Source organism: Paenibacillus sp. J31P13, assembly GCF_056269295.1.
On sequence record NZ_JBWDNR010000002.1, the window covers coordinates 869,345 to 893,627 of the forward strand.

The 24,283-nt window shown below is 41.7% G+C and carries 20 protein-coding genes; 18 read left to right on the forward strand and 2 right to left on the reverse strand.

Annotation, left to right across the window (positions count from 1 at the left end):
- Positions 1 to 16 precede the first annotated feature (16 nt).
- The 16 genes from AC0YOD_RS10295 (at position 17) to AC0YOD_RS10370 (ending at position 20,073) form a co-directional block, all read left to right on the forward strand.
- Entirely contained in the window at positions 17 to 1,771 is a 1,755-nt protein-coding gene (locus tag AC0YOD_RS10295) for a sensor histidine kinase (protein WP_475799172.1), read from the forward strand.
- A complete protein-coding gene (locus tag AC0YOD_RS10300; RefSeq protein WP_475799173.1) occupies positions 1,764 to 3,320 on the forward strand; it encodes a response regulator transcription factor in 1,557 nt (518 codons plus the stop codon). Before AC0YOD_RS10295 ends, AC0YOD_RS10300 begins: the two co-directional genes overlap by 8 nt.
- A gap of 117 nt (positions 3,321 to 3,437) precedes the next feature.
- Positions 3,438 to 4,772, forward strand: coding sequence for an ABC transporter substrate-binding protein (locus AC0YOD_RS10305; RefSeq protein ID WP_475799174.1), 1,335 nt, complete (start codon positions 3,438 to 3,440; stop codon positions 4,770 to 4,772).
- Between the two features lie 91 nt (positions 4,773 to 4,863).
- Positions 4,864 to 5,763, forward strand: coding sequence for a carbohydrate ABC transporter permease (locus AC0YOD_RS10310; protein WP_475799175.1), 900 nt, complete (start codon positions 4,864 to 4,866; stop codon positions 5,761 to 5,763).
- A gap of 2 nt (positions 5,764 to 5,765) precedes the next feature.
- The gene (locus tag AC0YOD_RS10315) at positions 5,766 to 6,602 is read left to right on the forward strand and encodes a carbohydrate ABC transporter permease (RefSeq protein WP_475799176.1); all 837 of its coding nucleotides are present in this window, start codon (positions 5,766 to 5,768) and stop codon (positions 6,600 to 6,602) included.
- A 50-nt stretch (positions 6,603 to 6,652) separates the two neighbouring features.
- Positions 6,653 to 7,684: a glycoside hydrolase family 88/105 protein gene (locus AC0YOD_RS10320; protein WP_475799345.1), complete on the forward strand. Its 1,032-nt coding sequence runs from the start codon at positions 6,653 to 6,655 to the stop codon at positions 7,682 to 7,684.
- A 152-nt stretch (positions 7,685 to 7,836) separates the two neighbouring features.
- Positions 7,837 to 9,450 carry a serine/threonine protein kinase gene (locus AC0YOD_RS10325; RefSeq protein WP_475799177.1) on the forward strand — a complete coding sequence of 538 codons (1,614 nt, stop codon included), beginning with the start codon at positions 7,837 to 7,839 and terminating at the stop codon, positions 9,448 to 9,450.
- 92 nt (positions 9,451 to 9,542) lie between these two features.
- Positions 9,543 to 11,090, forward strand: a complete 1,548-nt coding sequence (locus AC0YOD_RS10330) for an ABC-F family ATP-binding cassette domain-containing protein (RefSeq protein WP_475799346.1) — start codon at positions 9,543 to 9,545, stop codon at positions 11,088 to 11,090.
- Between the two features lie 174 nt (positions 11,091 to 11,264).
- Complete coding sequence (locus AC0YOD_RS10335) at positions 11,265 to 11,963, forward strand: response regulator transcription factor (protein ID WP_475799178.1); 699 nt, start codon at positions 11,265 to 11,267, stop codon at positions 11,961 to 11,963.
- Complete coding sequence (locus AC0YOD_RS10340) at positions 11,960 to 13,318, forward strand: HAMP domain-containing sensor histidine kinase (RefSeq protein WP_475799179.1); 1,359 nt, start codon at positions 11,960 to 11,962, stop codon at positions 13,316 to 13,318. The genes AC0YOD_RS10335 and AC0YOD_RS10340 overlap by 4 nt, the downstream gene beginning before the upstream one ends.
- Before the next feature lie 23 nt (positions 13,319 to 13,341).
- Complete coding sequence (locus tag AC0YOD_RS10345) at positions 13,342 to 14,202, forward strand: carbon-nitrogen hydrolase family protein (RefSeq protein ID WP_475799180.1); 861 nt, start codon at positions 13,342 to 13,344, stop codon at positions 14,200 to 14,202.
- 45 nt (positions 14,203 to 14,247) lie between these two features.
- Positions 14,248 to 14,907 (forward strand): GNAT family N-acetyltransferase, encoded by a 660-nt coding sequence (locus tag AC0YOD_RS10350; RefSeq protein ID WP_475799181.1) that lies wholly within the window; start codon positions 14,248 to 14,250, stop codon positions 14,905 to 14,907.
- A 17-nt stretch (positions 14,908 to 14,924) separates the two neighbouring features.
- Positions 14,925 to 15,599: a GNAT family N-acetyltransferase gene (locus tag AC0YOD_RS10355; protein ID WP_475799182.1), complete on the forward strand. Its 675-nt coding sequence runs from the start codon at positions 14,925 to 14,927 to the stop codon at positions 15,597 to 15,599.
- A 32-nt stretch (positions 15,600 to 15,631) separates the two neighbouring features.
- Positions 15,632 to 16,372: an MBL fold metallo-hydrolase gene (locus AC0YOD_RS10360; protein WP_475799183.1), complete on the forward strand. Its 741-nt coding sequence runs from the start codon at positions 15,632 to 15,634 to the stop codon at positions 16,370 to 16,372.
- A gap of 513 nt (positions 16,373 to 16,885) precedes the next feature.
- Positions 16,886 to 18,973 carry an endonuclease MutS2 gene (locus AC0YOD_RS10365; protein WP_475799184.1) on the forward strand — a complete coding sequence of 696 codons (2,088 nt, stop codon included), beginning with the start codon at positions 16,886 to 16,888 and terminating at the stop codon, positions 18,971 to 18,973.
- Between the two features lie 197 nt (positions 18,974 to 19,170).
- Positions 19,171 to 20,073 (forward strand): phosphotransferase, encoded by a 903-nt coding sequence (locus AC0YOD_RS10370; protein ID WP_475799185.1) that lies wholly within the window; start codon positions 19,171 to 19,173, stop codon positions 20,071 to 20,073.
- A 1,194-nt stretch (positions 20,074 to 21,267) separates the two neighbouring features.
- On the opposite strand, the gene AC0YOD_RS10375 is transcribed toward AC0YOD_RS10370, so the two are convergent.
- Positions 21,268 to 21,906 (reverse strand): thiamine diphosphokinase, encoded by a 639-nt coding sequence (locus AC0YOD_RS10375; RefSeq protein WP_475799347.1) that lies wholly within the window; start codon positions 21,904 to 21,906, stop codon positions 21,268 to 21,270.
- A 224-nt stretch (positions 21,907 to 22,130) separates the two neighbouring features.
- On the opposite strand from AC0YOD_RS10375, the gene AC0YOD_RS10380 reads away from it, so the two are divergent.
- Complete coding sequence (locus AC0YOD_RS10380) at positions 22,131 to 22,772, forward strand: trimeric intracellular cation channel family protein (protein ID WP_475799348.1); 642 nt, start codon at positions 22,131 to 22,133, stop codon at positions 22,770 to 22,772.
- The gene (locus AC0YOD_RS10385; RefSeq protein WP_475799186.1) at positions 22,769 to 23,281 is read left to right on the forward strand and encodes a low molecular weight protein-tyrosine-phosphatase; all 513 of its coding nucleotides are present in this window, start codon (positions 22,769 to 22,771) and stop codon (positions 23,279 to 23,281) included. Before AC0YOD_RS10380 ends, AC0YOD_RS10385 begins: the two co-directional genes overlap by 4 nt.
- Positions 23,282 to 23,351: 70 nt before the next feature.
- On the opposite strand, the gene AC0YOD_RS10390 is transcribed toward AC0YOD_RS10385, so the two are convergent.
- Complete coding sequence (locus tag AC0YOD_RS10390) at positions 23,352 to 24,089, reverse strand: alpha/beta hydrolase (protein WP_475799187.1); 738 nt, start codon at positions 24,087 to 24,089, stop codon at positions 23,352 to 23,354.
- Positions 24,090 to 24,283 lie beyond the last annotated feature (194 nt).

Below are 24,283 nucleotides of genomic sequence, written 5' to 3' on the forward strand. Positions count from 1 at the left end.
GGGGAGGCTTGTTCCAATGTCTGCTATGAAAGCGCTTTATATGAATTTGCGAATCAAGCATAAGATGTTTGTGCTCATTTCTGTCATTATGCTTGTCGTAGGCTCGATTGGCATTATCGTTCAGCAATACATTTTTGATTTCTATGATCGAGAAATTTACGAACAATCCTCCAAAGCACTCAGCTTGTCATCTCTTAGCATTGAGAATGAGCTCAAGAAGATGGAAAAACTATCATTCATGATTGCCACAGACTCCACTATTCAACATTATTTAAGATCCATTAAGAGCGGGTTGTCTGATTATGATAACTATGTCGTTCAATTAACTGTTCTAGAGAGAATGGTTAACATCGGAGCGCTCGACAAATATGTATTGTCCTCACAGCTTTATGATGTATTCGACAACGAGTACGCGGTAGGCGCGAATTCAATCACGGTCAGTCAAGGCCGATTAAATGAATATAAGATTTTGACTGGAGTCAATAAAGGTGGTAATACGTGGATTGCACCCGACACGGTTGATCATTCATTAATTGCTGCACGCGAGGTTCGATCATTTGATCAGCTGGATTTAGATTATATTGGAACATTAGCCATCCGTATTGATATGAAGAAGCTGTTCAGTGATTTCGCCAAAGGAATGAATAGCAACGATGCCAAACTAATTATTATGCAAAACAATCAATCTATTTACCCTGAAGCATCCGAATTTCCAATTGATTTGCTTACGAAGTTGAATGGAGATAAAGGCTATAAAATCATTAGTTGGGAAGGTAAGCAATATTTCGTCACCTATATCGAATCCTCGAAAATGGAGTGGACGTATTATACGCTCATCCCTTTTGATGACATATTTGAACGGATTGTAAAAGTAAAAAAGACGATTTTCATCATATTTATATCGTTGTTCATTATTATCCTATTTATTGCCGTTTCCTTTGCGAAGAGTATAACGGAGCCAATCGAAAGACTTAATTCCAAAATGAAACGTGTGCAGCTCGGAAATTTTGAATATACCGAAGAGCCTAATGAGCGAGCGCTGGCCATGGATGAAGCAGGTCAAATGCATCGTAATTTCCGGATAATGGTTGAGCGAATCAATGAGCTTATCCATGAAAATTACGTGAAGCAGCTTACGATACGTGACACCGAGTTTAAAGCGCTGCAAGCACAGATTAATCCGCATTTTTTGTATAATACATTGGAATCTATTAATTGGTCCGCTAAAATGAGCAATCAAACGCATATTTCACAAATGGTAGAAGCTTTAGGCTCTCTGCTCAGAACATCAATTAATTTGAAAGAGCCGCTTATTCCGCTGAGCAAAGAGTTAGATATCATTAGCCATTATGTGACGATACAGCGCTTTCGATTTGAGGAGAGGCTTGATTTTCATCTCGATATTCCGGATAGACTGCTTCATTGCAGTCTGCCAAAGCTTTCACTTCAGCCGCTAGTAGAGAATGCCATCAATTATGGTCTTGAGCAAATGATAGATACCTGTACTATCAAAATTCGTGCATACACCAAAGATGAATTACTGTTCGTTTCCGTCGAGGACAACGGACCTGGCATGGAGCAGCAATGGGTTGAGAAGTTAATGAGAGGCGAAGTGAAAACGAAGGGCTCAGGCCTTGGTTTGAAAAATATCGAGGATCGCATAAAGCTCCTCTACGGAGAAGCTTACGGCTTGATGGTTGAAAGTGAGCTGAACAGAGGAACCAAGGTTACGCTAATGCTTCCATATGAAATGAGGGATACACATGTATAAGGTACTGTTAGTTGATGATGAACGAATCATTGTTGAGGGAATATCTCAAACGGTAAACTGGAATGCGTATAACACCGAGTTGATTGGTACAGCAAGACATGGTCTGGAAGCGATGGAGCTAATCGATACTCATATTCCTGATATTGTTATATCCGATATAAAAATGCCTGGAATGAATGGTTTACAGCTCGTAGAGAAGGTCTATGAGAAATATCCGCATATTGCCTTTATTCTTCTATCAGGTTTTGGTGAATTTGATTTCGCACGTACGGCGATGCAATTTGGGGTGAAGCATTATTTGCTTAAGCCTTGCAATGAAAATTCGATTATTGATGCCATGAAGGATGTAATCGAGGAGATTGAGAAGCAGCAAACGCAAGAAACCTTTATGAATAATATGCAAAAAGAATTGCTTAAGGTGATGCCGCATGCCAAAGAGCAATTTCTGAAGGAGCTAGTAACGAATAAGACATATGGGCAGCGTGATTGGGATGATTACGGAAGATTGTTCCATATTACTATTGAAAATGAAGACGTCAGACTGCTGTTGTTCCAACTGGAGGGTAAAGTCGAGTTTGAACATATGTTTGCAATTAAAAATATAGCGGAGGATGTGCTTGGCAAATCGATAACGCTGCTTAGCACAACGATCGGAAAGCATGTTTTGCTGCTTATCAAAGAAACAGAAGAACCCGAGACATTATTCTCACAATTGAAAGAAATAAAGCAAACGTTCACGGCTTATTACAAGCTCGACGTAACAATAGCTGTTAGTGATGCAAGTCAAATCATTAACGCTCGGAAAATGTATCATGAAACATTGGAGTGCTTGAACTATCAGTTTTATTTAGGTGAGGGCAGTATTATAACGAAAAAAGATATTGAACATGGCGATAACGGCATGATCAAACCTTTTATTTATGATGAAGAGCCGCTTTGCATGGGTGTGAAATCAGGAGATTGGGAGTTTGTACAGGGGGAGCTACAGTCCTATTTCGCAATGTTGGCTGATAGCCGAATGGAAACGCATTTATCAAAGTCTTATGTCATACCGCTTTATGTATCGATTGTTAGACAAGGATTACCGGAAGAAATTAATGAGTATTTGAAGAAAATAGCGAGCTTTGATCAGTTTTTCACCCTTCGTACGATTGAACAATTTATTGTTGAAAATGCCCAGCAGATTTGTATGAATAACTTCTTAACACAAACGAAAAAGCATTCCGCTATTATTCATAAAATGATTGGGATCATTGAGGAACACATTTCAAATCCAGACTTATCGCTGAACTGGGTAGCGAGTGAAATTCTTTATATGAATGCTGACTACTTGGGCAAGCTCTTTAAGAAGGAAACCAGTGAGAAGTTCTCGAACTTTGTCGTAAGGCTCCGTATGGAGAAGGCGATGGAGGAAATTGAGAAAATGGGTGACGTAAAGGTGTTCGAACTTGCCGAGAGGCTAGGTTTTGGTGATAATCCCCAGTATTTTAGCCAAGTATTCAAAAAATTCACGGGATTCACCCCCTCTGAATACAGGAGGTCGCCATAATGGCGACCTCTGTTTTTTTAACAAAGAAAGCGGTTTTTTTAATTCCGACATTTCAACATTCGAATTATAATAAAAATTGTAAACAACATTAAAGAGTTTGGAAGGGGCGTAACAAAGATGAAAGCACCAAAGAAAATGCTTTTACTGCTTATGGCTTTTGCACTCGTTCTCGTAAGCGCTTGCGGAAGCGGCAACTCAAACAACGGGAATAAGACAACTAACGCAACTAACTCACCAACAAGCGGTACAGAGGCAACAGACAAACCAAAAGATGTAACACTTCGAATTGCATGGTGGGGCGGTCAACCTCGTCATGATTACACGATGAAAGTTATCGAAATGTACAAAGCAAAAAATCCTCATGTAACAATCGAAATGGAGTATGCAAACTACGATGATTACTGGAAAAAACTTGCACCTCAAGCGGCTGCAAACGAGCTTCCCGATATCATCCAAATCGATACACAAAACTACTCTCAATATGCTGGTAGAAAACAACTAGCTGATTTGACACCATACTTAAATAATCAAATTGATGTATCTGACATTTCTCAAAATGCGATTGACGGAGGTAAATTGGGAGACGGTCTTTACGGCTTTAACCTTGGCGTAAATGCACTAGGTCTTAACTACGACCCAGCACTTCTTAAAAAAGCTGGAATCGACTCCATTCCTGAAAATTGGACTTGGGATGATTATGTAGGAATGGCAGCTAAAGCAAAAGAAGCAGGATTATTCATCGATAATGGTATGCGTCCAGAAGTATTCTTCGGTTACTACCTGCGTACTTTTGGCAAAACATTGTTCAATGCTGAAGGCACAGGCCTTGGCTATGAAGATGATAAACTATTCACTGATTTCTTCGGAATGCTTTCTAAACTAGTAATTGACGGCGCAGTACCATCACCTGACGTTCTAGCACAAATTAAAGGTGCTGAAGACAGCCACCTCGTATTGAATCAAGGTATTGGCGTATGGCAATGGTCCAACCAATATGTTGGTTTGCAACAAGTAGCTAACCGTCCACTAGCCATTGCACCAATGGTTGGTCCAGAAATGACAAAAGGCTTGTTCTTGAAACCAAGTATGTTCTTCTCCGTTTCTGAGCATTCCAAAGTGAAAGAAGAGGCAGCTAAATTTATCAGCTTCTTCGTAAACGATATCGAAGCCAACAAATTGATTTTGGGTGATCGCGGAGTTCCAGTTTCATCTAAGGTTAAAGAAGCACTTAAAGAAGTTTCTACTGAAGCACAAATTCAAGTATATGACTATGTTGCATGGGCTGAAAATAACAGTTCCCCAATGGACCCAGCTGATCCAATCGGTTCTGCTGAAGTGTTTAAGTCATTGACTAGCCTTGCAGAGCAAATGAACTATAACAAAATTAAGCCAGAAGATGCAGCTAAGAAATTCAGAGACGAAGCAACATCCATCCTTAAGAAAAACAAGTAAAATTGTTTACGTAGATGCGATGACTGGTCTTCGGATTAGTCATCGCTCTTCCATTCTAGATAAATAAGACTTCGTATAGGAGTTGGATAAGATGAAATCGCAATCACTCAAAAACAACTTGATCGGTTACACCTTTATTGGACCATTTGTTATCGGGTTTTTATTATTCACCTTAGTTCCTGCGATAGCATCCTTATATTTTTCGGTAACAGATTATGATTTATTATCTACACCATCGTTTATTGGATTAGAAAACTACTCATCGATGTTTACTGACGATTCTAAGTTTTGGGCTTCCCTTAAAGTAACGTTTCTGTACGTTTTCATCGGTGTACCGCTTCGATTAGCGTTTGCTCTTTTTATCGCAATGATCTTAAATACAGCTTCGAAAGCAATCGGGTTATATCGGACTGTTTATTATCTACCTTCGATTATCGGAGGAAGTGTCGCGGTATCTATTATGTGGCGCAACCTGTATGGAGACCAAGGAGTTATAAACATTTTTCTGAATGCACTCGGTTTAGATAGCGTGAAATGGTTTGCTGAACCTGTTGCTGCGCTTTGGATGCTTATTACATTATCAGTTTGGCAGTTTGGTTCTTCGATGCTCATTTTCTTAGCCGGATTGAAAAATATACCCCCAGAACTATATGAAGCATCAAATGTGGATGGTGCAGGACCAGTCGTTCGTTTCTTTAAAATTACATTGCCGATGTTAAGCCCGATTATATTGTTTAACACCATTATGCAAACAATCGGTGCCTTTATGACTTTCGTTCCGGCTTACATTATCTCCAAGGGTGAGGGCGGACCGCTCGATGGAACACTTCTTTATTCGCTTTATTTATTCCGCCAAGCTTTCGTTTACTTCGATATGGGCTATGCGTCTGCAATGGCTTGGATCATGCTCATAATCATCGCCATTTTAACGGGGATTTTGTTCGCAACATCTAAGAAATGGGTACATTACGAGTCGAAAGGTGGCCATTAATCATGGTAATGAAAAAGCTGAAGTGGCCGATTTACCATATCCTTGTATCACTACTCGCGCTAGGCATGATTTATCCCGTGCTTTGGCTGCTAATGAGTTCCTTTAAACAAAGTAATCTCATTTTTGCTACTGCAGATTCCTTAATCCCTCAACCTTGGGTATGGGAAAACTATAAGATCGGATGGGTCGGCATCGCCGGTCAATCCTTCGGTAATTTCATAATGAACTCACTTGAGATCGTTATTATTGCAACGATCGGAGCCGTATTATCATCTGCATTCATTGCATTTGGTTTTGCGAGACTTAATTTTAAGGGTAAAACATTTTGGTTCGGAATAATGATGGTAACACTTATGCTTCCACATGATGTTGTACTTGTTCCTCAATATATTTTGTTCGCAAAGATGCACTGGCTTAATTCCATTAAACCTATTGTTATTCCACAATATTTCGGTATTCCGTTTTTCATCTTCTTGCTCGTTCAGTTTATTAGAACGATTCCGACTGAGTTGGACGAAGCAGCAACGATCGATGGATGCGGTAAATTCCGCTTGTTTTTCAGAATTATTTTACCGCTGGTCGTGCCTGCACTCGCTACAGCAGCAATCTTCTCATTCTACTGGCGTTGGGAGGACTTGCTCGGTCCGGTGCTTTACTTAAACCGTCCAAGCTTGTATCCGGTTTCCATGGGTCTGAAGATGTTCTTGGATAGTGATACGGTTTCCAACTGGGGTGCCATGTTCGCGATGTCCATTGTCAGCTTAATCCCAGTATTAGCAGTGTTTTTCGCTTTTCAAAAGTATATTGTTGAAGGTATCAGTACAAGCGGGTTGAAATAGTTTAAAATTTGAAATCGCAGCTCAACATAGAGAGGGAGAGGACGTTGGATATGCCGCAGCTTCAATTTGACGAAACTCATATTCGTGAGGTAATAGATCGTGTTGTTGACCGTACATTCAGAATGGATTTTAGTTGGGATTGGCCGGGAGGCGTTGCATTTTTCGGTGTTGCTGAAGCTTATGAGGCGACCGGAAATGAGCGTTACATGCAGCTTCTCAAGGAGTGGATTGATGAGAAGCTAGAGGATGGTCTTCCTAAGCTATCAGTAAATGGCGTCTCAATCGGTCATGCATTGATTTCACTTTATAAAGCAACGGATGATCAGAAGTATTTAGATGTTGCTATTCAAATGGCGGAGTACTTAAAGAATGATGCGGTTCGTTTTGGAGATGGTATCTTCCAGCATACCGTAAATTCTGAAACCTATAATTTCCCAGAGCAAGCATGGGTAGATACAATGATGATGGCAGGCTATTTCCTCGTTCGTATGGGGCATCTACTAGATCGTGCAGATTATTTAGAGGATGGCTTGAAGCAGTATCATGGACATGAGAACTGCCTGCAAGATCCAGTTTCCAATTTGTATTATCATGGCTGGGACAATATTGCTCAAAATCATATGTCATCTATTTTTTGGGCTCGCGGAAATTCATGGGCAGCTCTTACAATGGCAAAAGCATTGCCGCATATTGCAGTACAGCATCCCGCTTTTATGATTATTGAAGGCTCGATGAGGGATCAGCTCAGTACACTAGTGCGTATGCAAGGAGACAATGGACTTTGGCATACTGTTCTAAACGATGATACCTCTTATTATGAAACTTCTGGTTCGGCTGGGATCGCAACAGGCTTGTTCGCATTTGGATCACTGTATAACAAATATATTCAACGCTCGATTGATGGTATTTTAAGCCAGATCACGGAAGATGGCGCTGTTCTGAACGTATCGGCAGGCACAGCTGTCATGAATGATTTACAGGGCTACCGAGATGTAGCGCATAAGCGTGTACAAGGTTGGGGCCAAGGGCTTGCATTAGCATTCTTAGCTGAAGTGCTAAATTCGAAGAAGCGTGTATTTTAGTCAATTAGGGTTGTTGATTAGTTCATTCCTATGATAAAGTATCTGTAATAGATACTTTATCGGGAAAGCATCCTGATTCCTCTTGTTCATTGCAGGGGGGATTGGGATGCTTTTTTTTGTTCTATGATCAGGATTTATGAGGAGGGAAGAAATTGGAGGGCAATGATTTAAGTGCAATTGCTTTTCAAGTAGGCGATATAGTTGGTGGTCGTTATCACATTTCTGGTGTGATTGGAAGAGGTGGTATGGGTATTGTTTATGCCGTAGATGACTTAAAGCTCGAAGGTACGCTTCGGGCAATGAAGGTGACAATCCCGCTTATGTCTGAGGTACGAACAACCATGGGAGAGGCAATGACTTTAATGAAGCTCAGCCATCCGCATCTGCCGCTTATAATCGATTATTTCCCACCCGAGCAGGATGGGATAGAAGTACTCGTCATGGATTATATTCATGGACAAACACTCATTGCCTTTATGGAGCGTAGAGGAAGAGATGTTAGTTTTCAGGAAGTAGTTGCAATCGGGATTCAGCTCTGCTCTGCATTGAGTTATCTACATAATCAAGCTCCGCCTATCATTCATCGTGATTTGAAGCCTTCTAATGTCATGATTGATCGTAACGGACATGTGACGCTTATTGATTTTGGCATTTCAAGACAGTTCAAAGAAGGACAAGCACAGGATACTGTTCAGCTTGGTACGGTTGGTTATGCTGCGCCCGAGCAAGATGGGGGCGGACAAAGCGACGAAAGAACGGATATATATAGTTTGGGTTCATTGTTTTATTATATAGCGAGCGGGGGAGAAACTTACAAAGCTAACAGCATTATCGGCAAAAATCCATACAAAGCTTTGCTGCCAGACGTACCAAAGTCTTTTACAACCATACTGGAGCGCATGCTTCATCCTAATCCGCAGTATCGTTATCTTTCCATGATTGAAATAGAATCGGCTTTGAAAAGTTTAGACTATAAAGAGAATGAGAGTATGACCCCAGTAAATTTCAAGCCACATCCGAATTCTATAATGACGGATGGAATTGAAGTATGCTGTTTATCACTGTCGCCTGGTGCAGGATCTACATTTCTAACCCTTACATTAGCAGCCTTGTTAGGCAAAAATAACGTGTCTGTCACAGCAATTGAATATAAAGGCTTAAGGCCGGAGTGGCATGCATGGTTATCCAAAGGCAGTAGAAGACAATTAGCTCACGAGCATGATAGTGCCCCTTCAGATAAGCACTATATTCAAATAGTGGAAGAAGACAGTATAGTTAAATGGTTTGCTTTAAATCCGCAGCGCATCACGTCAACTCCCTATGCGGATTCCAAGAGTGAAATGATGCTCAGGCAAATGAACAGCAGAGTTAACCTCTATGACCTTTCTGGAAAATGGGAGGAACCAGAGGCTCTGCGTTTGTTGAAGCAAGCGAAATTTGTATTCATAGTTGGTGATCCATTCGCAGCAAAATGGCAAGTGAGCGAGTTTAGAAAGCTGGCAAAGCTGAAAAATGATAGGAAACATTTAGAGGACGGGACCATCAGTTGGATCGCAAATAAGGATATGAAATTTTGCGGAAGAAATGAATGGCTGAGTTTGTTTCCTGAAGTTCCGCGTGCTGTAATTCCATATATTCCACATGATGAGATGCTTCATTTGCAATGGAGCGAACGCATTGTGACAGACGATAAACGACTTAGCAACAGACTTGAACGTGCACTCAAGCCTATTTTCATGATGGTTAACAATGTAATTAACACATAATGACCACTTGTGTGGTACAATGATACGGGTTAAAAACGAGCGAAATCATCGTCTATTATTATTGTGCATACATGAATGGAGATAAAAATAAAATGAGTTTGTTGACAGTAGAAAATTTATCACATACGTTCGGCGATCGGGTGCTTTTTAAGAATGTATCCTTTCGGTTATTAGCAGGTGAGCATGTAGGGCTTGTTGGCGCAAACGGAACAGGCAAATCTACACTAATGAATATTTTGACAGGCAAGCTATTGAAGGATGAAGGCAAGGTCGAATGGACACCGCGTGTTCGTTATGGCTATTTGGATCAGCACACAAAACTTGAAGCGGGCAAAACGATTCGTGATGTATTGAAGGATGCTTTTCTCCCTATGCTTGTTTTGGAGCAAGAGCTTAATGATATCTCTGTTAAAATGGGCGAGCCGGATGCTGATTTTGATCAGTTGCTGCTCCGTATGGGCGAGATTCAGGAAGAGCTTGATTTGGGAGACTTCTATTTGATTGATGTAAAAGTCGACGAAATGGCAAATGGTCTAGGATTAAATGCGATTGGACTGGATCGTGACGTTACTGCGCTAAGCGGTGGACAACGAACGAAGGTACTTCTTGCTAAGCTCTTGCTTGAGAAGCCAAGCGTCCTATTGCTAGATGAGCCTACCAACTATTTGGATGAAGAGCATATCAACTGGTTAACGAATTATTTGAAAAACTATCCTTATGCTTTTGTCCTAATTTCCCATGAAACAGCCTTTATGAATCAAATCGTAGACGTGATCTATCATTTGGAGTTCACGAAGCTGACTCGATACTCTGCGAACTATGATAAGTTCCTTGAAATGGCTGATTTGAACAAAAGCCAACATATCGATGCTTATGAGAAGCAGATGGATTATATTAAGAAGCAAGAAGACTTCATCTCGAAAAATAAAGCACGTGCTTCAACCTCTGGCCGTGCAAAGAGTCGTGAGAAGCAGCTGGATCGGATTGATCGGATTGAGAAGCCGGAGGAGGCTGCTAAGCCAACCTTTAACTTTAAGGAATCCAGAACGAGCGGTAAGACTGTTTTTGAAGCAGAAGGCATGGTAATCGGCTACAATAAGCCGCTTTTGCCTGAAATGAATATGGTTATTGAGCGTGGTGACAAAATCGCGATCGTTGGCTGCAATGGTGTTGGTAAATCAACCCTGTTAAAAACGATTCTAGGTGTTATTCCACCACTGGATGGCAAAACGTATCTTGGCGACTATTTGAATCCTGCCTACTTCGAGCAGGAAGCGAAAGCACCAACCATGACACCGCTTGAAGATGTATGGGATGAGTTTTCATTCATGAATCAGCATGAAGTACGCGCTGCACTTGCACGCTGCGGTCTGAAGAATGAGCATATTACTCGTGCCCTTAATCAGCTGAGTGGTGGCGAGCAAGCGAAGGTTCGTCTATGTAAATTGATGATGCGTGAGAGCAACTGGATTCTATTCGATGAGCCGACAAACCATTTGGATGTTGTCGCGAAAGCTGAATTGAAGCGTGCACTTACTGCCTTCAAAGGCACCGTCGTTCTCGTATCACATGAACCTGATTTTTATGAGGATTGGGTTACGAAAGTTTGGGATGTAGAAGCTTGGTCGATGCAAAGCTAGAATGGACAGTAAATGACTAAGCAAGCGGCAATTGCCGGTCTACTCTTTTTGTAGATCGGCTTGCTTGCATTTATGGGACATTCTCATTATGATGAAAATAAATTAAATATTTTATACTCGCTAGAACATTACTAGGAGAAATAATCGACAATCGGAAGCAGGTGAACCTCTAAGATGAAAGAGCGTATTCTTGTCGTAGAAGATGAAGCGGGTATTTCTCGCATATTACAGCTTGAGTTAGTACATGAAGGTTATACAGTAGGTACAGCAGCAGATGGCCGTACTGGCTATGAGATGGCTTCAACTGGTGATTGGGAGCTCGTATTGCTTGATGTTATGCTGCCCGAAATGAGCGGTATTGAAGTGTTGAGACTGCTTCGTCAAGCTGGGAATCCAGTACCTATTATATTATTGACTGCCCGTGACACGGTGCCGGATAAAGTAAGCGGATTCGAGCATGGTGCTAATGACTATATAACGAAGCCTTTTGCAATGGAGGAACTGCTTGCGCGTGTACGCAACATATTGAGAATATTCCAACAGTATCCTCGTGAGGCTGAAGGTTCTGATATGATAAAAGTTGGCGATCTTACGATCGAGCTTAGAACACGTAAAGTATTCCGTAAGGACATTGTGATTGAATTAACACCTCGTGAGTTTGAATTGTTGGTTTATTTGGTTGAGAACAAAAACGTAGAGAAATCACGTGAAGACATTTTATCAGAAGTGTGGGGATATGACTTTATTGGTGAGACCAATTTGGTTGATGTATATATACGTTATCTACGTCAAAAGTTGGACAAGGGCTATCGCCATAAACTTATTCATACCGTTCGCGGAGTAGGTTATATGATAAAGGAGCCTGACGCATGACACTGCGCAAAAGGTTTACTCTTTTCACTATATTTTGGCTTATCTTTATTCTTATTTTGTTTAATATTTTTGTTTACTTTTATGTCATCAAGATCACGACAGAAAGTGAAGAAGAAGTCATTAGCAATAAGGTTAATACGATGCTGGAGAATCCGCGAATTCAGAGCGGTCGCGGCTTAAATTCACCTGATTTGCTCAATGAATATTATAATGTGAATGAAATGATTCGTATTATTGGACCCAATAATAGAGTCGTAAACATAACAGGCTCAGATCCTTTGCTGCAAAAACTGCCAGCAACTTTCGAGTCGCATCATCATACGGGCATGATCACACAAAGCGGGGAGCGTATTTTGTATATGCGCGTCCCGCTTTATGAAGGAAACCGGGTTATTGCTATGCTGGAAATTAATCGGATTCTGGACGAGCTAGATAATTATTTGCAGGTGTTAGTAGCAGCCTTAAGCGTTACAAGCGGCGGCGCTATTTTGTTTGCAATATTTGGCACATACTGGTTTACTTCCAGATTGACAGCTCCCATTCAGCAAATGGTAAACACGATGCGTGAAATAGACCGAAGTGGAAAGCTGAGACAAATCCAGCTGCATAGCCGCGAGGAATCTGCCGAACTTCTGCAGCTTGTTCGAGCGTTTAATCAAATGATCGAGCGGTTAGACCGTACTTTTGCCAAGCAAAAGCAATTCGTAGCGGACGCTTCACATGAGTTGAAGACACCCTTAACGGTTATTAGCAGCTATGCAGGCATGCTGAAGCGCTGGGGACGTGATGACGAAAGCTTGCGCGATGAGGCAATTGAAGCAATTGATAAGGAAGCAAACCGGCTGCAAAACCTTACAAAATCGATGCTCATGCTTGCTGAAGCCGAACAAGAAGATTGGCTGAGACAAGAAATGTTCGATGTTGTCCAGGTAGTAGAAGAGCTGGCTCCAATGCTTCAGACAACCTTTGGGCGTCCCATCAGGGTAAAGGCCATGTCAAAGGTTGTACAGATGGTTGGCGATAAGGATAAAATTAGACAGCTTCTCGTCATTTTGCTGGATAATGCGATTAAATACTCCAAAGATCCAATAGATGTATCGATTTCACTTGCACGGCATATTGTGAAAATCGAAGTGAAGGATAAAGGAATGGGCATTCCTGAAAATGAAATTCCTCATTTGTTTGAACGTTTTTATCGTGTGGACGGTGCTAGAAGCCGGACAACGGGCGGGGTAGGGCTTGGTTTGTCTATTGCAAAGCGTATCGTCGATTTGCATGAGGGTAAGGTTGACGTCTTTAGTTTGCCTGATCTTGGAACAACAATTACGCTTCAATTTAAACAACGCAAGCAATAATAAAGGATCGGGGGTATCTGCGTATGAAATTTCGTACGGCTGCTGTGCAATATCAGCTAGCAGATATTAGCTCATTTGAGCAATTTGCAGAACAAGTCACACATTATGTTCGCACTGCTGAAGAGCATGGCGTGCAATTTATATTGTTTCCTGAATTTCTAACGACGCAATTGCTCTCCATCGGCGACGAGTCAGGCAAAGCGCTCCCCATTGAGCGCTTGCCCGATTTTACAGAAGCGTATTTGAATCTATTCCGCTCTTTGGCTGCAGAGTATGATGTGTATATAGTAGGTGGCACGCATGTTCTAAAAAAAGCTGACGGCAAGCTTCGCAATGCCGCTCATCTCTTTCATCCAGATGGTAAAGTTGATGTGCAAGACAAGCTGCATCTAACGCCAGTTGAAGTAGATAATTGGAATATGTCACCAGGGGATGGGCTTCAGGTGTTTCACACCGCTTATGGAACGATCTCCATGTTAACATGCTATGATATTGAATTTCCTGAAATCGTTCGCATGGCACGCGCTAAAGGGGCAGACGTTGTGTTTTGCCCATCATGTACGGACGACCGCCATGGCTTCTACCGTGTTAGATATTGCTGTCATGCAAGAGCGGTTGAGAATCAAGTGTATATAGTGAACACAGGAACAGTAGGTTCTCTTCGAAAAGTAGATTTTATGCGCGCTAATTTTGGGCAAGCTGCTATTATTTCACCTAATGATATTCCATTTCCTCCAGCAGGCATTTTGAGTGAAGGTATTATTAATGATGATATGATTGTTATTGCAGATCTTGATTTAGCCTTGTTGGAAGATGTACGTGCGAAGGGCTCGGTTACAACTTGGCGTGATCGACGCACCGACTTGTATCCAGACTGGAGCTAACTAACATTCATTAATAAAAGGCTGTGAATAGAGAGGCGGTCATATATGCGGAAAGAGCTGTATTTGTTCTTAGATGGTAAGCCTCAACTAACCGTTATCCGACGTTATGGCGAAGCTGATTTTCAAGCTTTAATCGCTGTCCAAGCAGAAAGCTTTCCTCCACCATATCCGGAAGAGCTATGGTGGAATTCGGAACAGTTGTCCCAGCATGTAACACGTTTCCCAGAGGGCGCATTATGTGCAGAGGTAGACGGACGAATAGTTGGTTCCATGACAAGCTTGATTTTAGATATGAATGATTATGGTCATACACATAACTGGGAAACGATCGCCGATAGCGGATATATTCGAAATCATAACCGTGACGGGGATACCTTGTATGTTATAGACTTATGTGTTATCCCAGAGTACCGCAAATCAGGAATTGGCAAGTGGCTAATGCAAACGATGTTTGAAACAGTCGTTGAACTTAGACTCACCAGACTGCTTGGAGCGGGAAGAATGCCTGGCTACCATTTGCATGCACATGATACTACGCCTGAACAATACGTTGAAAAAGTGCTGAGAGGGGAATGGAAGGACCCTGTCCTAACCTTCCTGCTCCGCTGTGGCAGAATGCCAATTGGCGTCGCCCATCATTATTTAGAAGATGAGCAATCTCTAAATCATGCTGCGTTGATGGAATGGCGTAATCCATTTAAATAAAGGAGTGATAGGTCCAGATGTTAACTTATCATCGTATAGCGACTATAGAAGACCCTTATTTTCCAGCCTTACATAAACAGCTTCAAACCATTTTCCCACCTGAGGAAGTACTTGCTTATGAGCTATGGAAGGAACCATTGCTTGATCCTTCGATTCATGTGTATGTAGCCATTCATGACGGTGAAGTTGTTGGTTCTACGGAGTATCGTTATTACCCAGAGCTTTGTGTAGCGATGACTGACTTTACGATTATCGGCAAGCCTTCACTTGGAATTGGAAGATTCCTCATGCGTAATCGTGAACGGGATTTGCAAAAGCTTGCTGAGCAATCAGGAACAGTATCAATTGGCATGTTTGCTGAAATTTATGATCCATACCGTGCGAAAGAGCATGCCTTCGGCGGAGTGTCGCCAATGAATCCTATCGTACGTCGAGAAGTGCTCTCACATATTGGTTACAAGCGAGTCAATCATCCTTACGTTCATCCATCATGGGATCTCGAGGGGATGGCAGTAACGGAGCTGGATTTGGGTTTCCTTCCAGCAGATGAGGATAGAACATCAATTGAAGCATCACTCGTTGCAGACTTTCTGGAAGGCTACTATTCGTTCCTGACGAATAAACCAAAGGAATGGATGAGTATGGTTCAGAACATACGAACTTTGGAAAGTATCGAGCTAATGCCTCTATGACCGAATTGATTTTCAGAGGAACGGGAGACTCCATGAGTGTCCCACGCGTTTATTGTGATTGTAAGGTATGTGAAGAGGCGAGAACATCAGGAGAAAATCGTAGATTTCGTTCTTCTCTTCAGATGGATGATTCAGAAGCCGGAACGGTTTGGATAGATTGCGGCTCGGACTGGGCAAAGCAGATGGAAGCTGCAGCACTCCGCACGATAGATGTAATGCTGATTACTCACGCTCACTTTGATCATATTGGGGGATTGGTGGAATGGGCAGACGCTTGCCGATGGCTGAAGAAGAAGGGGAAGGCATATGCTCCTTCTGAGGTTATAAAAGAGATACTGGATCGTTTTCCTTGGCTTAGCAATCAAATTGACTTTCACTCATTTGACCAACCCATAACAATCGGGAAATGGCATGCTTTCAGCTGGCGCGTCAATCATGGGAAAAACGGATATGCATACGCATTTGGCTTTGAGCATATGGAAAGTGGTTTTAAATGGGCTTACTGCTCTGATTCTATCGGTTTAACGGAAGAACAGCAAAAGCCTCTTTATGAACTAGATCTGCTCGTGCTCGGTACCAGCTTCTACGAGGAACCGTATGCTTATGAAACGAGATCCGTCTATGACGTATGCGAAGCTATTGAGTTGACAAAGCATTGGGCACCAAAACAGACCCTGCTTACACATATGTCTCATGATATTGATCTGCGCAAGGCTTATGACCTGCCGAAAGGTATGAGCTTCGCTAGAACAGGTATGAGAATTACCGTTTAACTAAAAAAACGTGCGATTATAGCACGTTTTTTTATTTTGTTGTATCTATATCTTATTTCTGAAAACGAAAAGACGTATTCGTTAGGGGAAATTGCAACTTGACTTGACAATGTGCTTGTTTTTTATGTAAATTAAAAAAGTAATGATTAAACGATGATTCACTAAGGGGAAATTTTAATGTTTGCTGGTGTCCATAACTCATAAATTGGATATGGTCAGATGAACGGCGGTCTTGCGACCAGCTCAGTGAAAAAACACTGTGCGGCAAGGCTTTATTTCGTGATCTGGCTCCAAGAGTTCTGGACATGAGGATTTCCGCCTGAATGTATTTCGTCAGCGGCCCAATCACCGTGCTCTCGCAGCGCGGTTTTTTTTATAAGCATTTTTACGTTAACGATCATTCGTTGATTGTAAAAGTGGATTGGAGCTTAAGTCGATTAAGACAGGAATGGAACGCGCCCGCGTTCTGTTTCTGTCTTTTTTTATACCCAATTTCAAGGAGGATTATGAAAAATGAATGAAGCAGCTTGGAAAAAATTAGAGTATGACAAGGTGAAATCGAGTCTAGTGAGCTTTACTCTATCCGAAGCAGGACGCTCCATGGCAATGAAGATGGAACCGAGTACAGAGAAAGGTCAGGTTGAAGCATGGCTGCAAGAAACAAAAGAAGCTTCCGATTTGCTGGCTAGCGGAGCAAGCATACCTATTTCAGCAATGGAAGGCATAGAACCATTTCTTGCTCTTTTGGGTAAAGGTCGAATTTATATTGAATCGGAACTGGAACAGCTCTCCCTGTGGCTTACCTCAGTCGTACAAATGAAAAAATATATGTTTAATAAGCGTCATATTGCGCCTACGATCGCTGGTTATGCGGAGTCGATGTACGATTGTCCTAAACTGCGTGAGGAACTTAATCGTTGTCTGCGTTATGGTTTATTAACGGATATAGCAAGTGCGGATCTAGCATACATTCGAAGACACATCTACGCTTCTGAGGATAAAATTCAGAAAAAAATGACACAAGCTTTACACAAGTATCGTGCTGCTCTTCAGGATGCGGTTATAAGCAAGAGACAAGATCGCTTCGTTATTGCAGTGAAGAAGGAGCTGCGCAAGGGAGTTCCAGGTACCGTCTGGGATGAATCAGCAAGCGGGCAAACACTCTTTATTGAACCGCTCGATGTGGCAGAGTTGCAAGGGGAGCTCCAGGAATGGAAGGCTGCTGAAGACCGGGAGCGTACAATTATTTTATCTGCATTGTCCGATCTCGCGGAGTCGTATTCTTTTGAACTGCATCGAAATGTAGAAGCGATGGCTTCATTCGATTTTATTACAGCAAGAGCGAAGCTGTCACAAGCCTATGGGGGAAAACGAGTGGAGCTCTCAGATAAACCTGTTATTCGGCTCATTAACGCTAGACATCCTTTGCTCGGGTCAGCCTGTGTTCCGTTAAATGTTGAGCTAGGCTTCAAGTGGAAACAGCTGATCATTACTGGTCCCAATACAGGTGGAAAAACCGTTACGCTCAAAACAATCGGCTTGTTCGTGTTAATGGTTCAATCTGGTTTGCTTGTACCAGCAGAAGAGGGCAGTGTGATTGGGGTATTCAAGCATGTCATTGCAGATGTGGGAGACGGACAAAGCTTGGAGCAATCACTAAGCACCTTTTCCTCTCATATAACGGTTTTGAAGGAAATGATAAAGAATGCTAGCCCTCGTTCATTGTTACTGCTAGATGAATTGGCTGCTGGAACTGACCCATCAGAGGGGATTGCACTATCTATTGCACTATTGGAGAAGCTGCTATGTCAAAGTGCATTAACAGTTGCTACAACCCATTTTAATGAGATAAAAACGTTCGCGACGCAAACAGATGGTTGCCAAAATGGAAAAATGGCCTTCGATGCAGACACATTAAAGCCGCTGTATGTGCTTGAAATCGGAGAAGCAGGAGATAGTCATGCATTTGCAATTGCTCGCAGGTACGGATTGCCGGAAGAAGTTATGCTGCGTGCCGAGCAGCTGTTAGCTCGGAAAAAAGATGACATGATCAATCCGGTAAATAAAGAACTCACTTTTGATAGGAGGGAGATTGAACGAACAAGTTCACCGTTAAAAGTTGAACATGCAAATGAAACAACGTTTGAGAAAAAATCAGAAAAAATATTAGAAAAAATATCTGAACCAATATCTGGATCTATATCCGATTCAATATCGCATACGGTTTTAAAACCTATATTACAATCTCAATTGTCTTCAAAAACTCAGGAGTCAGTTGATGAAGCAAAGGAAAAGCCTGTTAAAACTAAATCTTTTGAAAAAGGAGATGCCGTTTGGATTTACCCGCTGAAGCGAATGGGGGTTGTATTTCGTCCAGCGGATGAGCGAGGCAATGTAATCGTTCAAGTTCAGGGACAGAAGCTAGCCTTTAATCAGAAACGAATCAAACTGTATATCGCCAAAACAAAGCTCTATCCTGACGAGCAATATGATTTGGATATTGTCTTTGAATCGAAGCAAAACAGAAGAGCTCGAAAACTCATGAATCGCAAACATGTAGAAGGTCTATCCATTATTACACCAGAAGAAGATCAATTCTGATCACTTAAGAATTAAATATTTTTTATCATGTCGGAGGGCTATAATTCAAAATTCAAAATTAGCCCTTCACTTATATTTGGTAAGTTTATTATGCAAACAATGCTGTTAGAAAAAATAAGTATAATTGTTTTTTACCTACTATATAGTCAGATCTATCGCTAATATTAGCTTATAGCTTAATTTAAGGAGATGTTTTGTTGACTGAACAAAATGCACTTGTATTACAAGTGATGGAAACGGTAAAAGAATTTGGATTATTGGATACTCATCCAAAGGTTTTAAGTAACGGCGGGAATATGATACTTCATTTATACCCTCATCCTGTTGTTGCCCGCGTAGCTACGGTTTTTTCTCAGCTTGATGGAGAATATGCTTGTAACAATCTCACTAGAGAATTACAAGTTGCACGCCATCTACAATTAATTGGGGTTCCTGTTCTGCAGCCAACTGAGTATTCTGGACCACATCATGTAGGTGACGCATGGATGACATTGTGGAGATATGCCACTCCAACAAAATTAGAGCTTCCAACACCCAAAGAAGCCGTAGAATTAGTAGATCGATTGTCTGAAGCTATGGCAACCTTTTCTGATTCCATACCTGTGCTTAGTGTTTGGTATCGGGCATGTCAATCAGCTTCAAGGCTAAGAAAGCAAGCAGATCCTCGGATACATCAATTATTAGATATTTTTGACGAGGTAGACAATGAAATTCGAATGAAAAAACATGATACACTTATTCCTGCTCATGGAGATGCACATGCACGAAACTTAATCGCGAGCCCCCAAGGCTGGCTTTGGATAGATTTTGAGGATGTATCATTAATGCCCGCATACTGGGATTTGGCTTCCTTTGTAGGCAATCTCGCTTTATTTGGCGGGATTGAAGAGCCAACCTTTCAGTATATTATAAGCAGAATGAAAAATGCCGATGATCGTAGAGCTTTTGTGTTTGCTCTTACTGCACGAACCCTCATGTCTACACTCGGAAATTTGGACTTTGCACTCGCGGGGCAAGGTGACTTAACCTTCGCAACACAGCAGTTAGAACTGGCAGGCTCATTTATTAACAAGATTAATTATCATTTAGATGAACATTAGTCAAAACACTTCTAGTTGGGCTTCTGTTTTCTGTATTTTATATATTGGACATTTATTTAGGGTATTAGTTTCATAATATGATGTTAAAGTAACTAATTCTTGCTTCCTAATTGATTTAGTATTCATTCATGAAACTAACCCAAGTATTTTAATTTGAAGAACTATAAAAAAGCTGTGTTAGTTTCAACTATTGAAACTAATACAGCTTTTTTTATCGTTTGTATCTGTTTAATTTCATTAAATGAAACAAATCAATTAAAGCATAAATTTTTCTGCTTTTTCTGATTAACTATCACAAACGAATGATAAAAATGACTACGCTCAACCTAGCTCAAGGTAATTTCTTACTTGTAATGAGAATAATCCAAACACTAACCTTGCCTCAATGTTTCTGAGACCGTCTTACATTACATTAAATGCAGGTGTCCTCTGATCCATCCCTAGGAAGGGAAGGCTTCGATAGAATCGAAAGTCTATATAAGTGTTGGATTTAAAAAATCTAATAAGGGTTTGATTAGGGTACCGACACGCATGCAAGCGTGTCCCAAAGGGACGAAAGCGCTCCACACACAAACATTACTTTAATGTGTCAGAGAATATCCAACGTTCCTTCAATTGCAGGTGTCCAGAGGGTGCAACCCTCGGAGCCCTCCCTTGGAAGGGAGGGTTTGGTTGGGTATGAAAATCCTTATGAGAGGGAGGGTTTGATTAGGGTACCGACACTCATGCAAGCGTGTCCCAAAGGGACGAAAGCGCTCCACGCACAAACATTACTTTAATGTGTCAGAGACTATCCAACGTCCTTCAATTGCAGGTGTCCAGAGGGTTCATCCCTCGGAACCCTCCATTGAAAGGGAGGGCTTGGTTGGGTATGAAAATCCTAATGAGGGAGGGTTTTATTAAGATCCTGCACGCATGCAAGCGTGTCCCAAAGGGACGAAAGCGCTCCACGCACAAACATTACTTTAATGTGTCAGAGACTATCCAACGTTTCTTCAATTGCAGGTGTCCAGAGGGTGCAACCCTCGGAGCCCTCCCTTGGAAGGGAGGGTTTGGGTGGGTTCGAAACTCCTTATTAGGGTTGAGTGTTGAAAAATTTCTAAAAAAGTAGGGGTTCAAAACTTCATATCGGGAAGGGTGTAAAAGAGCCCTAGAGGGTAGGGGTGAAAAATCCTTCAAAGGGTTAATTAGGGTTTAGTCCCTACTTTGGATCACCAGCAACAATCCCTCATGAAGTTCGATGGTCCCTACGGGGTCAATTAATACATTGCTAATGCCAAGTGACTGACTGATCCTAAGTGTTGCTTCATGGAGAGGGTATTGAAAGCCAGTTAGTGTAATTCCTTTTACCTGCATCGTAAGCGGCAGCAAGGAAACATTGGGATAGGCTGTTCCTTTAATCGTGAATTTTTTATCGATAAGTGTGATTTTGTTATGGTTGTCGATAATTGTAGCCTGTACATGCTGTTCGTTCGCAAGCGCTAAGAGATGCACGTTTGCAAGCGAATGATCGAAGCGACTGCCTAAAGCGCCAAGAAGTACAATTTCTGAGGGCTGCATATCGAGTGCAAGCCGTATTGCCATTTCAGTATCGGTATAATTTTTATCAATGGGATCGCAGGCGATCGTTTGTCCGCTTTGGCTACGAATGGCTGCGAGTTCTTCCTCTGATACCGAATCGAAATCACCAATTGCAATATCGGGCTTTAGCCCATTCGCAATTAGGAAGCGTGCTCCGCTGTCTGCGCCAATTAACAAATCACTTGTTGATATATGTTCAAGTGCCCAAGCGTCGAGCTGACCGCCTGTGCATATGACTATGCGAGGGTGCATCATGAATTATCCTTTCTAATAGAAAAATCTTCTTTTACTCTAATAAGTATAATGCTTTTTGTTAAACAAAAACTAGAGATAAGCTTATTCCTCTCGATAAATTTTGAAAAAACTGCGAAATTTGTCGTTGTCAAACCTAAATCTCCCAGCTAAAATGGGGAAGGACAGCACCGAAGACAGCGGGCGGTGCATGGGACGGGAAGCGAGGAGTAAGAGCAGTGGATATGGACGTTTTTGGAGTGTTCAGTATTATTGGCACAATTGCTTTTGCTGTTAGTGGCGCGATTGTGGCAATGGAGGAAGAATACGATATTTTAGGCGTATTTGTACTCGGCCTCGTGACAGCTTTTGGTGGAGGGGTAGTGCGAAACCTGCTGATCGGTATGCCGATCACGTCACTATGGAATCAAGGCAATCTACTGAAAATTGCGTTAATCGCGATGACAATCGCTTTCCTGCTGCCGGTTGAATGGATTCAACGTTGGCGCCGCAGTGAAGCTTTTTTTGATGCGATTGGTTTATCAGCTTTTGCGATTCAAGGCGCGCTGTATGCGACAGAAATGAAGCATCCACTAAGTGCCGTCCTCGTTGCAGCTATGCTTACCGGAATAGGCGGGGGAATTATTCGCGACGTGCTCGCTGGTCGTAAACCACTTGTTCTAAAGGATGAGATCTACGCGGTTTGGGCTATGCTTGCTGGACTAGTAATTGGTATGGGCTGGATGAAAACAAATCTAGAGCTATTATTCTTATTCGTTGTTATTATTGGTTTTCGTATGCTCTCGGTGTATTACAAATGGAAGCTTCCGCGTCGTTCTCTTAAACTGACAGTGACTGATGTGAAGCAAGAAGGTGGTATGAAATGAAGGCACGTGTATTGTTTGTTTGTCTAGGTAATATCTGTCGTTCACCAATGGCAGAAGCTGTAATGCGTCACAGTGTTCAGTTAGCAGGCTTATCGGAAGCCATTGAGGTGGACTCAGCAGGAACAGGGGATTGGCATCTCGGTCATCCACCGCATGAAGGCACTCGCAAGCAATTAGATCTTTACGGTATTTCCTATGAAGGGATGAGATCGCGTTTAGTAACGGTGGCAGATTTCGTTACCTTTGATTATATCGTCTGCATGGATTCCAAAAATCTTCATGATGTTCAAAAGCTGTTAAATGATGCTGGAAATAAGTCTGGGACAGGCTTAGTGGATGGGATGAGTGGTTCAAAATTATTCACTTTCATGGAGCTTCTTCCGAATGAAGGGGTAAAGGATGTTCCTGATCCGTATTATGATGGCAACTTCCCATATGTTTACGAATTAGTGGATAATGGCTGCAAGGCTTTATTAGAAATAATCAAAAAGGATTTGAAGCTTGCTTAAGCAGGTTTTGGATCAAAAAAATAGCTGCCCTTGGCTTGTATGAGCAAGTAGGGCAGCTATTTTTATTGAATTATTCGATCTCTATGAAATAAGAGAGAGCCTTATCAAGCTCTTTTTGCCAGAAACCCCACTGATGCTTGCCATCTTTTTCTTCATAAAAGATAGTCGCTTGCTTGTGCTCCATTAAAGCTTTCGCATTTCGGTTCAATGCGACAAAATCAAAAACGCCGCGATCTGTTTCATATGCATCTTCCTGTAAACCGACAATCATATAAATGGTCAGCCAGCTCAAATCGCCTGCATCAGATATAATATTTTGCGAAACGCCGTAAAAAGCGCCAGATAGTGACATCACACGAGTGAAAAGATGAGGGTATGCCAGCGCCAAATGGAGTGAAACTGATCCACCGAGTGAATCGCCTGCAAGCAAACGGTGTTCTGGTTCTCGCCGCACCGCATATTTTTCCTCAACGAATGGAATTAGCTCTTCTGCAAAGAACCTCGTGTAAGCTTCGAAACGATCGCCATCTGGTGTATATTCTTCCGTTCTGAATTTTTTGTCGACATCGACTCCTACTATAATAAAGGGCTCCAGTCCTTCATCCAAAATCAACCTTGTTGAAGTTGTCGCAATTCGACCAAAATTAAAGAAGTCCTCGCCATCCTGACAGTATACAACGGGATAGCTTAGAAGTTCATTGTACCCTGGTGGCAGAAAAATTCTTAAATTTCGAGATCCCTCCATTAGGTATCTGCTTGGAACCGTTTCTTTTACAATCGTACGCTTTAAATATCTTTCATCTGTCATTGCTTTATCTCCTGTCCTTATTAATTACTGAATGGAATGCGGCTGTTGTGGGTAAACAATAGTAAGACAATCATGTGATTCTTATCTGTTCTGCATTCTTGTATTATGCTGTTATAGTGAAAAAATAAGACTGTAGCATATACAATTTATTAGATAAAGATAAGAATCAGCGAAAAAACGGTCGTTTTTTTGTA

Excerpts from the sequence above, each read along its gene's own strand:
- AC0YOD_RS10295 (WP_475799172.1), top strand. The coding sequence starts at position 17 with ATGTCTGCTATGAAAGCGCTTTATATGAATTTGCGAATCAAGCATAAG.
- AC0YOD_RS10300 (WP_475799173.1), top strand. The coding sequence starts at position 1,764 with ATGTATAAGGTACTGTTAGTTGATGATGAACGAATCATTGTTGAGGGA.
- AC0YOD_RS10305 (WP_475799174.1), top strand. The coding sequence starts at position 3,438 with ATGAAAGCACCAAAGAAAATGCTTTTACTGCTTATGGCTTTTGCACTC.
- AC0YOD_RS10310 (WP_475799175.1), top strand. The coding sequence starts at position 4,864 with ATGAAATCGCAATCACTCAAAAACAACTTGATCGGTTACACCTTTATT.
- AC0YOD_RS10315 (WP_475799176.1), top strand. The coding sequence starts at position 5,766 with ATGGTAATGAAAAAGCTGAAGTGGCCGATTTACCATATCCTTGTATCA.
- AC0YOD_RS10320 (WP_475799345.1), top strand. The coding sequence starts at position 6,653 with ATGCCGCAGCTTCAATTTGACGAAACTCATATTCGTGAGGTAATAGAT.
- AC0YOD_RS10330 (WP_475799346.1), top strand. The coding sequence starts at position 9,543 with ATGAGTTTGTTGACAGTAGAAAATTTATCACATACGTTCGGCGATCGG.
- AC0YOD_RS10335 (WP_475799178.1), top strand. The coding sequence starts at position 11,265 with ATGAAAGAGCGTATTCTTGTCGTAGAAGATGAAGCGGGTATTTCTCGC.
- AC0YOD_RS10340 (WP_475799179.1), top strand. The coding sequence starts at position 11,960 with ATGACACTGCGCAAAAGGTTTACTCTTTTCACTATATTTTGGCTTATC.
- AC0YOD_RS10345 (WP_475799180.1), top strand. The coding sequence starts at position 13,342 with ATGAAATTTCGTACGGCTGCTGTGCAATATCAGCTAGCAGATATTAGC.
- AC0YOD_RS10350 (WP_475799181.1), top strand. The coding sequence starts at position 14,248 with ATGCGGAAAGAGCTGTATTTGTTCTTAGATGGTAAGCCTCAACTAACC.
- AC0YOD_RS10355 (WP_475799182.1), top strand. The coding sequence starts at position 14,925 with ATGTTAACTTATCATCGTATAGCGACTATAGAAGACCCTTATTTTCCA.
- AC0YOD_RS10360 (WP_475799183.1), top strand. The coding sequence starts at position 15,632 with ATGAGTGTCCCACGCGTTTATTGTGATTGTAAGGTATGTGAAGAGGCG.
- AC0YOD_RS10365 (WP_475799184.1), top strand. The coding sequence starts at position 16,886 with ATGAATGAAGCAGCTTGGAAAAAATTAGAGTATGACAAGGTGAAATCG.
- AC0YOD_RS10375 (WP_475799347.1), bottom strand. The coding sequence starts at position 21,906 with ATGCACCCTCGCATAGTCATATGCACAGGCGGTCAGCTCGACGCTTGG.
- AC0YOD_RS10380 (WP_475799348.1), top strand. The coding sequence starts at position 22,131 with ATGGACGTTTTTGGAGTGTTCAGTATTATTGGCACAATTGCTTTTGCT.
- AC0YOD_RS10385 (WP_475799186.1), top strand. The coding sequence starts at position 22,769 with ATGAAGGCACGTGTATTGTTTGTTTGTCTAGGTAATATCTGTCGTTCA.
- AC0YOD_RS10390 (WP_475799187.1), bottom strand. The coding sequence starts at position 24,089 with ATGACAGATGAAAGATATTTAAAGCGTACGATTGTAAAAGAAACGGTT.